General features: G+C 40.3%; 13 protein-coding genes. All 13 read right to left on the bottom strand.

Annotated elements, in window-relative coordinates; translation table 11 throughout:
* Nucleotides 1-10: 10 nt before the first annotated feature.
* Entirely contained in the window at nucleotides 11-601 is a 591-nt protein-coding gene (locus ABWV72_RS13230; protein WP_342804696.1) for a GNAT family N-acetyltransferase, read from the bottom strand.
* Nucleotides 591-1649 carry a UDP-2,4-diacetamido-2,4,6-trideoxy-beta-L-altropyranose hydrolase gene (pseG, locus tag ABWV72_RS13225; RefSeq protein ID WP_353371054.1) on the bottom strand — a complete coding sequence of 353 codons (1059 nt, stop codon included), beginning with the start codon at nucleotides 1647-1649 and terminating at the stop codon, nucleotides 591-593. Before pseG ends, ABWV72_RS13230 begins: the two co-directional genes overlap by 11 nt.
* Nucleotides 1650-1679: 30 nt before the next feature.
* Nucleotides 1680-2732 carry a pseudaminic acid synthase gene (pseI, locus tag ABWV72_RS13220; protein ID WP_216048259.1) on the bottom strand — a complete coding sequence of 351 codons (1053 nt, stop codon included), beginning with the start codon at nucleotides 2730-2732 and terminating at the stop codon, nucleotides 1680-1682.
* Nucleotides 2725-3684 (bottom strand): glycosyltransferase family 9 protein, encoded by a 960-nt coding sequence (locus ABWV72_RS13215; protein ID WP_342804699.1) that lies wholly within the window; start codon nucleotides 3682-3684, stop codon nucleotides 2725-2727. The genes pseI and ABWV72_RS13215 overlap by 8 nt, the downstream gene beginning before the upstream one ends.
* Before the next feature lies 1 nt (nucleotide 3685).
* Nucleotides 3686-4378, bottom strand: coding sequence for a pseudaminic acid cytidylyltransferase (pseF, locus tag ABWV72_RS13210; RefSeq protein WP_216048257.1), 693 nt, complete (start codon nucleotides 4376-4378; stop codon nucleotides 3686-3688).
* Nucleotides 4375-5520, bottom strand: coding sequence for a UDP-4-amino-4,6-dideoxy-N-acetyl-beta-L-altrosamine transaminase (gene pseC, locus ABWV72_RS13205; RefSeq protein WP_353371189.1), 1146 nt, complete (start codon nucleotides 5518-5520; stop codon nucleotides 4375-4377). Before pseC ends, pseF begins: the two co-directional genes overlap by 4 nt.
* A gap of 27 nt (nucleotides 5521-5547) precedes the next feature.
* On the bottom strand, nucleotides 5548-6549 hold the full coding sequence (gene pseB / locus ABWV72_RS13200; protein ID WP_353371051.1) for a UDP-N-acetylglucosamine 4,6-dehydratase (inverting): 1002 nt from the start codon (nucleotides 6547-6549) through the stop codon (nucleotides 5548-5550).
* Nucleotides 6550-7025: 476 nt separating this feature from the next.
* On the bottom strand, nucleotides 7026-7334 hold the full coding sequence (locus tag ABWV72_RS13195) for a hypothetical protein (RefSeq protein ID WP_353371049.1): 309 nt from the start codon (nucleotides 7332-7334) through the stop codon (nucleotides 7026-7028).
* The gene (gene fliS / locus ABWV72_RS13190) at nucleotides 7331-7762 is read right to left on the bottom strand and encodes a flagellar export chaperone FliS (protein WP_216048254.1); all 432 of its coding nucleotides are present in this window, start codon (nucleotides 7760-7762) and stop codon (nucleotides 7331-7333) included. The genes ABWV72_RS13195 and fliS overlap by 4 nt, the downstream gene beginning before the upstream one ends.
* A gap of 13 nt (nucleotides 7763-7775) precedes the next feature.
* On the bottom strand, nucleotides 7776-9236 hold the full coding sequence (gene fliD, locus ABWV72_RS13185) for a flagellar filament capping protein FliD (protein WP_353371046.1): 1461 nt from the start codon (nucleotides 9234-9236) through the stop codon (nucleotides 7776-7778).
* Nucleotides 9237-9255: 19 nt separating this feature from the next.
* Nucleotides 9256-9681: a flagellar protein FlaG gene (locus ABWV72_RS13180; RefSeq protein ID WP_353371044.1), complete on the bottom strand. Its 426-nt coding sequence runs from the start codon at nucleotides 9679-9681 to the stop codon at nucleotides 9256-9258.
* A gap of 92 nt (nucleotides 9682-9773) precedes the next feature.
* Nucleotides 9774-10598 carry a flagellin N-terminal helical domain-containing protein gene (locus tag ABWV72_RS13175; protein WP_216048251.1) on the bottom strand — a complete coding sequence of 275 codons (825 nt, stop codon included), beginning with the start codon at nucleotides 10596-10598 and terminating at the stop codon, nucleotides 9774-9776.
* 861 nt (nucleotides 10599-11459) lie between these two features.
* Nucleotides 11460-12287, bottom strand: a complete 828-nt coding sequence (locus ABWV72_RS13170) for a flagellin N-terminal helical domain-containing protein (protein ID WP_342804703.1) — start codon at nucleotides 12285-12287, stop codon at nucleotides 11460-11462.
* Nucleotides 12288-12536 lie beyond the last annotated feature (249 nt).

Genomic DNA, 12536 nt, shown 5'->3' with positions numbered 1-12536 from the left:
TAAATTTCCTTTATGACTCCCTGTTCTTCCTAGGAGTACGAGAAAGTAAGGCTTTTAGTGTTTTGCTATCCCGTTGATAATCCTCGAAATTCAAACTAATTTCAATTAAATCACCTTGATTGACTATTTGATAACCTAATTTTAGATTGTAATTAAGCGCTGCCTGATTATCTGACTTTACTCTTGCTACTAGCTTTTTACACTTTAAGGATTCAAAACAATAATCATTAATCAATAACGTGGGAGAAAACGCGATTATGTTATTGCGATATTTTGCTGCGCCAATATACAATCCTGGCTCAATAGTGTGTGCCTGAGTAAGCGGTTTACCCAATACTCTCGATTTAATATTTAAACTACCTATGTCCTGATCTTTGTAGACAATCATAAAATGCTGCTGGCTAGGGTCACGGCTCACTTTGCGGAACCAAGCAGATTGCTGTTCTTCGCTGATTTCTGCTTGGGAAATCATAAACTGACTAACCTCTGGGTCATTTCGCCAAGCTCGCAGTAGTGGCAGATCACTTTCCTGCACTTCACGTAAACTGACCTGATAACCTCTAAGCACCTGATTTTCGTCCATAATGATACTATTCTCCATCAAAACATAACTGCTTAACTTTTTCGATGATCCGTTGAGAACCGTTGGTGTCACTGCTTCCTAACGCCCTATTATGCATTTGAAGCAACCTATTATCATCAGACCATAAGACCAATAAACGCGCCGTAACGTCTTCAATAAGACCCAGCTTTTCGTTGTCACTTTGCATTTTGCTGAAATCCTCAGCAATACACCAACCTTGTTTTACAGCTGCTTGAGTAGCATTAAGCTGATTGTCAGCCACAGTGACTAAACAACTGGGTGTCGCAGTAGCATGTAATTCGAATTGACTGCCTCCGGCAGCGGAAATGGCCAAGCGTGTTTGCAAAAATGATTTAGCTATTTGCTGACAATCGTGTAAATGTTGAATGTCCAGCTCACTGACCTGAATACATTTATTGAGTTCTTGTAAATAAGGGTAAGCTGCGCCAGTAATCACTTTGAGCTTCCCATCAAAGCCTTTTTGTTCAATGCATTGCAACAAAGGCAGAGTCAAATTATTTGGGTCACTTCCGCCCATAATAATAGTGAAATATTCTCGCTGCTCAAATGTTTGTTGTTTGAACTGGCAAAATTCTTGGCGTAAAACCCGATAAGACTCACCTATGCACAAATGCGTGTTTGGCTGGTTGACGTCATATTTCAACTGATGTGCACTACCAGAACCATTGATGATGAGATTGGCATACAGATTTCCTGAATTATTCATATCATCAAAGCATATTATTGGGTAATCTAATTGCGCTAACCGCTGGCGATACTGAGACGTAAAATGATAGCCATCAATCACGATTGCCACAACCGAATTGAGTCGGCAAAACTGAGCAATAAGGTCTATCTCTTGAGCATCCTCTGTGGTTTCGGGTATCACAATGGTTTGCCCAACCCAATCCTGACGAGCATTGCTAATTTTTGACGCTTCAGCGTTAAGCATAAATACAGGAGTGAGTTGATTTTTTGCTGCAGCTTGAGCCAACGCCAAACAACGCATCAAATGTCCTAAACCAGAGGACACCCCGGCATTCACTCTGAATAAAATATGCTTCATAAAGTAATTAGAAGGTTATGATGACGGTGTTCATTCAAATAAGTCCCAATCAAGGGCTGTGCCAGCAGGCAAGTTAGTTTTCGCCTTTTTACCCAACACACTATCCCAATGTTTTGGCGCAAGACCACTTGCAGGACGTACAATTCTTAGATTTTCACGGCTTAAAGTTTGGCCTTTTTTCACATCAACACTGACAAAAATAGAACGTCGATAATGCTTTGACTTTTCTTCTGCCGCACTTCCCCCATAGGTCACTTTACCCATAGCATCGAAGGCTCGCGCACTCTCCTCTACCAGCGATTTCAATTCCGCAGGCTCTAATGAAAATGCGGCATCTACCCCCCCAGCATTTCGATCGAGAACAAAATGTTTTTCAATCACAGTTGCACCTAGTGCGACTGCTGCCACCGAGACTCCGATACCAGCAGTGTGATCAGATAGGCCTACTTGTTGATTAAATGAACCTCGTAAGTGAGGAATAGTCACTAAGTTGGTATTGCTCGGTTGTGCTGGATAAGTGCTAGTGCATTTGAGCAGTATAATATCTTCGCATCCTGCTTTTTTAGCACAATCTACCGCTTGTTCTATTTCAGCTAAAGTTGCCATGCCCGTTGACATAATTAACGGTTTTCCAGTTGCCGCAGCTTTGCGTATCAACGGAATATCAGTTAATTCAAAAGAGGCAATTTTATAACAAGGGACGTCTAAGGTTTCCAAAAAATCCACCGCAGCCTCATCAAATGGCGAGCTAAAAGCTTCCATTCCAAGGGCTTTTGCACGCGCAAATAACCGACTATGCCACTCATAAGGTGTAGATGCTTTTGCATATAAACTATGTAGCGCTTCACCGTGCCATAAACTGTCTTTTTCTTGAATCACAAAATCAACTGAATCGACGTTTAATGTCATGCTATCGGCAGTGTAAGTTTGTAATTTTATTGCGTGAGCACCGGCCTTTGCGGCAGCTTCAACCATAGCAACGGCAAGTTCAAAATCTTGACTATGGTTACCGCTTAGTTCTGCAATAATGAAAGGCGGATGTGAAGGACCAATTAATCGCTCTCCAATGGCGATATCATGCATTTTCTTGGGCCTCAAATATTGACGTAATACTCTGCGCAAGTTCATTAGCCTGAGGAAACTCACTGTTTTGATCTGTTGCATAATCAGGCATCAAAATGCGAGGATCAAGTTGCCCTGGTATTAATAAAGTAGGTGTCTCAACACAACTGGCTAAAGAGAACATTGCATTAGGTAAGCAAACTAAAAGATCACTCGCTTTCAAGCCTTGTAGACGCAGCCCCAAAGTCTCTTGTTCGTCGTCTAGTATGACTAGGTATCCGTTATTTTTTAGTATCGTTTCCAGTTCATGTAACTGTGGGTAAGGATGCTGTATATCATTCAGTGCCAAATAAATAATGCGCTGACTAACATCTTGATATTTTTGAGCTGGTTTAACCTCAATATGCCAATCCATAGACATATTTTTAAAACCACAACAACGAGTCAGATAAAATTCAGGGTAGCCCCCATCAGGCAGATTATCACTTGTCCACCATTGACTATGCCAGCGGCTCATCCCCATAAACGTACTCTGCATGTACTCACCCGCGTTATTCACGTATTCAGGTTTCAAACTTTGATTTTGAATCTGTTCGAGAAGGCTTTGCAGAGGTATACTCAAATAATTACCCTGCACAGGTTCACCGGCATCTTTAAGAAATCGAGCCAAAATACAAGGCATGAATGCAGTATCTAAGTTTAGAATTTGTTCAAAGCCAAGCTCAATAATTTGCTCGGCTAAACCAATAAAAGCTTCTAAAGCATGCAGAATATTATCTGGCCAATGCTGGTCAGGTAAACTCAATATTTTCGCATTAGGGACAGCAAGTCGCAGTACATCTACACCACCGCCATGGGTCAAACAGTAGACTTCAGTATCTGGATTTTGCTGCTGAAGCTGACGAATAGTGGGTACAGCAATGCTAGCGACATCGCCCATTTCTAGCATACGGATTACTAAAACTTTACTCATGTTAAATTCCTTTGACGTAGGCTTGATACATCAATTCTGCACGTTGCCAATCTTCGGGGGTGTCAATGTCTTGAACCAAATGACGAGGAAGAACAATGGGCACACTGTGTTGCGAAAATATGCCTTTTTTAGACAAATAGTCATCGGTTCGGCCCCAATAAAATTGTCCAGCATCGTGATAAGCTTCTTCTAAATCTTGTGAACGCTTAAATATATCTTGCTTGAACATTGGTTCAACAATACCTTGTTGAACACTGATAGCTCTTTGAATAGGAAATGCAAAACTGGTGACTGCAAAAGAAAAAGATTTATCTTTATCTTGCTGCAAAGACACTAAACCTTTTTGCAAATACTCAGCTTGCAAAAAAGGCGCTGTAGCATAGATACAGCAACAAAATTCTGGTTTTTCAAAATTATCGATACAATATTGTATCCCATGATTAGTCACTGGACGCGTTCCAATGACATCATTGGATAAATTTTCTGGTCGCAGAAAAGGTACCTCTGCACCGTATTTTATCGCAATATCAGCCACTTCTTGAGAATCTGTAGATACCCAAATTTTATCAAACAAGTTTGCTTCCTGAGCGGCTTGAATAGAATAGGCAATAAGCGGCTTGCCCGCAAAATCACGAATATTTTTTGCCGGTATACGTTTACTTCCGCCTCGTGCGGGAATGATAGCTAGATTCAAGCTAATACCTCATTTAATGCTTGCACAACTCTGTCTTGATCATCGGCTGTCATGCTAGGAAATAAAGGTAAAGTTAACGCATTTTGATAATAAACTTCTGCATTAGGGAAATCCCCCTCAGAAAAACCAAGCTTTTGATAATAAGGCTGCAGATGTATTGGGATATAATGCACATTAACGCCAATTCCCCGTGCAATTAACCCATTATAAACTGCACTTCGGTCGTGCTGTTTAACTTCAATCATATAAACATGCCAGGCACCATTATCGGCATTATCCATGTCTGGTAATTTTAGTGGTAAATGTTTCAACAAGTCTTGATAACGATGGGCTAGATTCTGACGTTTTGTAATAAAACCGTCTAATTTTTTGAGTTGCGATAAGCCTAAAGCTGCGTGTAGATCACTCAAGCGGTAGTTATACCCGAGTTCTACTTGTTGATAATACCAAGGTCCATCAGATGGCCCTTGCATTTGTTTCGGATCCCGAGTTACCCCATGCTTAGCGAACAGTTTAGCGCGCTCATGCAATTCTTCATTATTTGTCAGCACAGCACCGCCTTCAGCGGTGGTAATAGATTTAACCGGATGGAAGCTCAAAACCGCCAAATCAGAGTATTGGCAACTACCGATTTTGTAATTCTGATAATTTCCCCCCAAACCATGCGCCGCATCTTCAATAATCTGCACTTTGTATTGCCTACAAAGTTTTGCAATTTCTTGCATCGGGCAACTCGCGCCAGAAAAGTGTACGACGACAATAGCTTTGGGTAATCGATTAACGTTTGCAGCTTCTGCTAATTTGTTTTCAAGGGCTTCAACGCTGATGTTTCGCGTCGCACTATCAATGTCCACAAAATCAATTGATGCACCACAGTACAAAGCACAATTTGCACTGGCAACAAAGGAAATGGGAGAAGTCCAAACAACATCTCCTTTTCCAACGCCAAGCGCTAAACACGCCACATGCAGTCCAGATGTACCACTATTCACTGCAGTGGCATATTTGGCATTAGTATAATCGGTTAATGCTCGCTCGAATTTAGGAACAACACAGCCTTGGGTTAGGAATTGGTTTTGCAGGACATCAATTACAGCAGCAACATCGTCGTCATCAACAAAGTGCTTACCGTAAGGAATCAAATCATTTGGATTATTCAATATTGGGCCTTAATCTAAAGTTAACTTATCTAAGGCTTCAAGTTCTTTAACGGTTAAAAAGTGTGGATTGGTACCAGAGTGATATTCAAATTTATCTTGTACTGGCTGCCCTTTTTCCCCCAATTTGTTTAACCGATAATCGACGGTTTTATCAAAAAACTTAATTGCAGGTGTAATCACATAATGATCGTCAAATTCAAGGGAATGATGGGCCATTTCTTCAGGCACCATAACTTCATGCAGCTTTTCTCCAGGCCGAATACCGATGGTTTCGTAATCACGACCTCCACTCATGGCTTCGACAAGATCCAAAATGCGAATCGAAGGGATCTTAGGCACAAAAATTTCGCCACCCTGCATACGCTGGAAGTTGGTAATAACAAATTGAACGCCTTCATCTAGGGTTATCCAAAATCGCGTCATTTCATCATGGGTTACTGGTAGCTTGGTTTTACCTTCGCCAAGCAACTTGCGATAAAATGGAACGACCGAACCTCGGGAGCCTACAACATTACCGTAACGTACTACAGCAAATCGCGGCCCAGTTGCACCGGAGATATTATTTGCGGCAACAAATAATTTATCAGACGCTAACTTGGTGGCGCCATATAAGTTAACTGGATTGGCGGCTTTATCTGTAGACAAGGCAATAACTCGGCGAACATCAGTCTCAATGGCGGCATCGATTACATTTTGCGCACCATAAATATTGGTTTTGATACATTCATTGGGGTTATATTCTGCCGCAGGAACTTGTTTTAAAGCAGCAGCATGAATAACGTAATCCACATCTTTCATCGCTGATTTTAAGCGGTGCTTATCTCTTACGTCACCAATAAAATAGCGCATACAAGGAGCATCAAATTGCTGCTGCATTTCAAATTGCTTTAGTTCATCGCGGGAATAAATTATGATTTTTTTAGGCTTTTCGTTTTTCAATAGATGTGAAACAAAACGCTTTCCAAACGAACCTGTTCCACCGGTTATCAATATAATTTTATTTTCAAACATTTATCTTGTCTACCTAACACTGTTGAAACGCGAAAAGATGTAACTGCGTTTTTGCTTGTAATTTTATGTTGGTTTATATGTGTTTCTAGCTATATGTCTATTTAGTTTTTCAACCGCTAATAAACGCAGCAACGACTTAATTGATTTAAATGTAATCACTATTTGGTAGTTTGCAATTCAAATCCAATAAGTAACGTCAAACTTTTGAAACTATACCTCTATATAGTCATAACAAGCAATTTCCATTCCTATTGGTTTAAGTGACACAACCTAAACTCAGAGCTATCAATTATGAAAAATGATTATCTAATACTGCGTTCAAAAATCCAGTATAAGTAATATATTAGCTTATGAGAATTGCGGCATAACTAAAATGTTTCGGAGATTATTAATAACGAAAGGTTTTATAATTGACTAACTTTGCAGGCTGAATTTTTAACGCTATTTGGACAGTAAAGAACATTGATATTAGTGAATTATTTGTATTTGTTGACTATTTTCTTGCCTCTAATTAATCCACTTAATTGTGTTAAAGATTCTTTAAGTTGGCTTTCTACTATCGTTGAAAGCGTATTGTTAACTATTATTTCATGCTCAGCAAAAACTTTTTCATTGTCTCGCTCTAGGGATTTAAGGTGATTTGTGACCACATCATCGCGTTTTATAATTAGTTGCTTGAGCAACTCATTATCAAGTTCTCTAGCGTCTAAAACAGCTTCAATTTGGCCATTGATATCTTTAAGGTTATCTGGTGTAAATCGATGATTTAAGGTTAGTTTACTCACACGACTGCAGTACGTTTTTGCCTTTGCGCTTCATAAGCTTCTTGTTTCGCATCTTCGGGGATACTCGCCCAGGCATTCTTAATAGGTAACAACAGATTAATCACTTCATCCATGATCTTCAAGTCATTCTGAATATTAGCGTCAGTTACGCGCTGGATCATGTAGTCATACAAATTAAATAAATTCTGACTCACTTCACTGCCGATTTCTAAATCTAAGGTATCCCGAAGATTCATTAAAATAGCGGAGACTCGAGATAAGTGCTCTGACTTACCTTCAAAATCTCTGCGCTCAATGCAGCCCTTACCATAGGCCATGCGGTCTAAAGCGCCCTGCATCAACATCAGGGTAATTTTGTGAGGATCCGCAGATGCCACATCTTGTTTTAAATTGCCTTTTTTATAAGCATTGATGCCTTTAAGCGCCATAAATTACAACTCCTTATGCTTGACCTAGCGATGCCAATAGCGCACTACCGGTTTGGTTCAGTTTAGTTACCGTTTGGTCAAGATTTAAATATTTATCACGTAAAATTTCTTCAAAGCCGAGCATGCGAAGCTCGAATTGTTCTCGCTCATCAGACAACAGATCTTTTTCATCTTTTGCTGAGCGCTCTCGAGTAGCTAACAGCCCACTAAAAGTAGTGTATTCTTTAGTATAATCGTACAATCTAGCGGCTATACCATCCTCATCATCTGTAAATAGTGCTGCGATATCATCAAAATTATCTTCCAATGCTTCAGCCAGACGATCTTCACCGCTACCTAGTCCAAACTCATCATATGAACTAATTTCCAATTTACCTTCAGAATTAAGCTCTACTCCGATTGCGAATAAACCACCCAAAGCAGATGATTCCACACTAGAGCCGATAATACTCGTTAAGCCAGAAGTAATGCTTCGCGCCATAAAATCACCGGCCAACACGCCGTCGTCTTCTAGTTCAGAGGTACCATATTTGGTGAGCGTATCGATCTCTTTGGCAAGTGCATTAAAGTTATCGACAAAATCTCGAATTTTTTTATCTAAACCTTCAGTGTCGTAACCTATTTTTAGAGTGGAAGTCTGAAATGCCCCTAAAGAATCTTTAGTGGAGAGCGTTGATGCTTCAAACGAAACACTTGAAATAGTATTTTCAAACTCGTTAGTACTGGATTCCACCGCAATGCCGTCGATCGTCGCTTTCGCATTTTGTGCACTTACCACGGGCTCTAGATAGGTTGCAACTTCAGTAGAATCTGTGGTGGAAACTCTATCCAAATCGGCCAAATTATCATTATTGACAATGACTAAATCATTTCCTTCACCTGTAGTTGATGAAGTTAAAACCAGCTTAGCGCCACCAGATGCAGTACCAGTATCAATAATACTGGCGTTAATACCGAAATTATCATCTGAGCTATTGATTGCATTGGCAAGTTGTTGGAGGGTTTGACCCGCAGTAACATTAATATCGAAACTATCGCCGCTGCTATCAACTTTAAATGTAAGACTACCGCTACCTGAGGATAAAACAGAGTCGCTTTTGCTTGCAAAGCCGCCATCACTTGCATCCGCAGTTTCTAATCGACTACCACTAGCTAATTGAGTAATAGCTACTTGATATTCGCCTTTAACAGCACTATTGGCAGCTTCAGCAGTAAAAGGCTCGATGCTATCATCTGGGTTGGTAATCTTAGGCTCACGCCCTTGCAAATTATTATCGCTGCGCAATTCATCTACGGTGTCTAAAAAGTCACTCATTTTGGATTTTAGCTGGCCAATACCAGAAATTTCCGCGTCTAAGGCCTCTTCTTTGTCGTCTAAACGAGTCTGTTTTGGTGCTCGCTCAGCCGCAATTAGCTGAGTGACTAAATCATCTAACGCCAGCCCAGAACCTACACCTAACGATTGAATAGTCATAACGAACCTCTTTTAAAAACTAAGCTTGTTTGTTTAATAATACCCCTACTGCGCTGCCAACGTCAGACTGGAGATCTTTGATTCTCTCAGACAAAGCAAGTACTTCTTCAGAGGGGATTTGTCTAATCACTTCCCCAGACTCTGAGTCGGTTACTTTAACCACTTGTCGTTCACTCTTTTCATCAACAGAAAACGACAGTTGACGATTAGTTGCCTGTAGAAAATCACTTATTTCACTAACCGCACTTTCAATGTTCAAAGAACTTTCATTGTTTGATGCGTCGTTATCGGCCTGCCTTTCTTTTTCTTGACCATTTTGCGCAGACTCGGCGACCGCTTTCTGTTCGTTTCTGAGTTGATTTTGTTCAGATACGTTTACAGAAACAGGTGTTGATACCTCTTGCTGTGCAAAATTCTGGCCATACTGTGAAAAATTGACATCCATCTTCCACCTCCACTTAAAAGCAATTTGCCACTAACTGTATAGAGTATAGTGGCATTATCATTGTTAGACTAACCTTAAAAAAGCTAATCAAATTATCCTAGCAAAGACAACGCCGACTGAGGTCGCTGATTTGCTTGGCTAAGCACAGACAAAGAGGCCTGTTGAACAATTTGATTACGGGTTAGTTCAGCTGTTTCCGTTGCAAAGTCTGTATCACGAATACGTGAACGTGCACCGGCAATGTTTTCTGAAATATTGCTAAGGTTACGAATGGTTGATTGGAAACGGTTTTGCAACGCACCTAAATCGGCTCGCACAGCACCCACTGTTGATATTGCATTATCAATCGAAGTTAGTGCACCAGATGCACCTGCGATAGTGGCAACTGAAAGAGAACCTATATTCAAACCAGAAGAACCGTAACCGCCAGAGCGAGATAAGTTCACGGATATAGTTTGTCCGCCATTTGCTCCAACTAAGAAAGCTGCCGAGAAAGATCCCTTCAAAATATCAACACCGGCGAATTGTGAATCGGTTGAGATACGTGAGATTTCCGTTTTCAATGCAGAAACTTCTTTTTGCAGTGCTAAACGGTCAGCAGATGTATTAATCCCGTTTTGAGATTGTACCGCCAGAGTACGAATACGTTGCAATGATGATGTAACCTCACCTAATGCACCTTCAGCTGTTTGTGCTAGTGAAATAGCATCGTTTGCATTACGTACCGCTTGGTTTAGACCTTGTACCTGAGTAGTAAGACGATCTGAGATTTGTAAACCGGCCGCATCATCTGCTGCTCGGTTGATACGAAAGCCTGACGACAATCTTTCAAATGATGTGCTAAGTGCCTGTCCTGAATCAAACAACTGGCGCTGCGCATTCAAAGACGACACATTGGTGTTTACATATAAACCCATATTTACCTCCTGAGAACTACCTATTAACTGATAAGGTAATTCGCCTCAATTTTGACTTCCAAGAAATAAATCTTGTAAGCCTCCTCTCTTTGTTTAAGAATCAGCACCTCTACCGATTCTCAACATAAAATTCTTTAAAAAGAATTCCCCTCAACTAATGTTATCGACCGCTACTTGAAGATCTTTAGTTTTTTTATTATTTTTTCGTTAAATGTAAATAATTGAAAAATAACAACTTTTATATAAAGATGAAAAATAATGAATATTTATTTTAAAAAGATAAGTGAATAGCAGGAGATAAAAAGGTGTTTAGGCTGGTTTTATGTAGGAAGCCCAATGTTTATTTTTCAACGCCCATTTAATTGGTTTGAACTAAATATTGCGCATTGAGTCAGAGTCACCTCAAGGAAGCAAAGTTAAATGCGATTTGGTTAACGTAGGTGACCGCCAACTGAGCAATATTACTTTGTTGTAATTTAAATGTGTTTGTTACTTTGAATATTTCACTTTTAGACTTGAGCGAGTTTTGGCACAGCGATTGCTAAGTTATGCAAGTATAAACGTGAGACAAAATAGAAAAGCCATTTTTTTGGCATAAGAATAAAAAAAGGCCAGATCAAATGACCTGGCCAACTTGCTCACGTTAGGAGTACGAGCAAATACTGTTTCTGTCCGGCTGGCAGGGTTAGAGAATGAATACTGGCCTCTCAACCAAACTTCTACACTCTCAGTCCTGTTAGTCGGCTTTTTATTTAGGTGGTGCCGACACCACCGCCATCCTTGGCCTATCTAGACACATTTCCAATGTGCCTCTGGGTTGGCCTCTCATTTCCTACCCTCAGAAATTTGATTATCTCTATATTACCCGAGCAACTGTAATGCAGCCTGAGGCCGTTGATTAGCCTGGGACAAAACAGTTAAATTGGCTTGCTGTAAAATTTGTGCGCGGGTAAGACTTGCCGTTTCTGTGGCAAAATCTGTATCTTGAATACGCGATCTTGCCGCTGATACGTTCTCAGATATATTACTTAAATTACGAATAGTGGATTGAAAGCGATTTTGAATCGCCCCTAAATCGGCACGTTTAGCATCAATTATAGATATAGCCTCGCTTACTCTGGTTAACGCCGCTGAAGCTTGAGCTTCTGTTGCAACCGAAAGATTAAATCCGGCAAATAAACCCGAAATACCATATCCACCCTCTCGGGATATATTGACACTAATCGTTTGACCAGCATTGGCCCCGACTAGAAATTTTGAAGAATAAAATCCATCGAGTAAGTTTACTCCGCCGAACTGACTGTAGCTGGCAATACGGCTTATTTCAGTTTTTAATGCCGACACTTCTTTTTGCAGGGCTAAGCGATCCGCTGAATTATTAATCCCATTTTGAGATTGTACGGCTAAAACTCTTATACGTTGAAGCGCTACCGTGCTTTCTGCTAACGCTCCTTCTGCAGTCTGGGCTAAGGAAATGCCATCATTTGCATTTCTGACAGCCATATCCAAGCCTAAAATTTGTGTGGTTAGTCGATTAGATATTTGCAGACCGGCTGCATCATCTTTAGCGCCATTAATTCTAAAGCCAGACGATAAACGTTCAAAAGCGGTACTTAACTCATTATTGGTGGTAATTAATTGCCGCTTGGCATTAATTGATGAAATATTTGTATTCACAAACAATGTCATTATCCACACTCCTAAACTTTAACTAACTTACTGTTTATCAAAAGTTTTATAATAGAATAAGTGTAGACAACTCAGCTAAATATAAATTTGGCACACATAATGCTAAATCCATATTGTCAGTCATTACCATGGCTGACAGTTTTGCCAAACAATTACGTTTGACGAAGCTGTACAAAAAGCATGAGCGAAAGCTCAAGTCGACGGGCGGGATTGATGGCCTATACCTCAATACCCCTCACTACCTCCTGG

Origin of the sequence: Aliiglaciecola sp. NS0011-25, assembly GCF_040370605.1 — a bacterium.
Taxonomy (GTDB): domain Bacteria; phylum Pseudomonadota; class Gammaproteobacteria; order Enterobacterales; family Alteromonadaceae; genus Aliiglaciecola; species Aliiglaciecola lipolytica_A.
The sequence above is the reverse complement of the archived record's forward strand: the minus strand, read 5'-3'. Positions and strand labels throughout refer to the sequence as shown.

Bases quoted from the DNA above. Each gene is read 5' to 3' on its own strand.
- ABWV72_RS13230 (WP_342804696.1), bottom strand. From the start codon at position 601: ATGGAGAATAGTATCATTATGGACGAAAATCAGGTGCTTAGAGGTTAT.
- pseG (WP_353371054.1), bottom strand. From the start codon at position 1,649: ATGAAGCATATTTTATTCAGAGTGAATGCCGGGGTGTCCTCTGGTTTA.
- pseI (WP_216048259.1), bottom strand. From the start codon at position 2,732: ATGCATGATATCGCCATTGGAGAGCGATTAATTGGTCCTTCACATCCG.
- ABWV72_RS13215 (WP_342804699.1), bottom strand. From the start codon at position 3,684: ATGAGTAAAGTTTTAGTAATCCGTATGCTAGAAATGGGCGATGTCGCT.
- pseB (WP_353371051.1), bottom strand. From the start codon at position 6,549: ATGTTTGAAAATAAAATTATATTGATAACCGGTGGAACAGGTTCGTTT.
- fliS (WP_216048254.1), bottom strand. From the start codon at position 7,762: ATGGCGCTTAAAGGCATCAATGCTTATAAAAAAGGCAATTTAAAACAA.
- fliD (WP_353371046.1), bottom strand. From the start codon at position 9,236: ATGACTATTCAATCGTTAGGTGTAGGTTCTGGGCTGGCGTTAGATGAT.
- ABWV72_RS13180 (WP_353371044.1), bottom strand. From the start codon at position 9,681: ATGGATGTCAATTTTTCACAGTATGGCCAGAATTTTGCACAGCAAGAG.
- ABWV72_RS13175 (WP_216048251.1), bottom strand. From the start codon at position 10,598: ATGGGTTTATATGTAAACACCAATGTGTCGTCTTTGAATGCGCAGCGC.
- ABWV72_RS13170 (WP_342804703.1), bottom strand. From the start codon at position 12,287: ATGACATTGTTTGTGAATACAAATATTTCATCAATTAATGCCAAGCGG.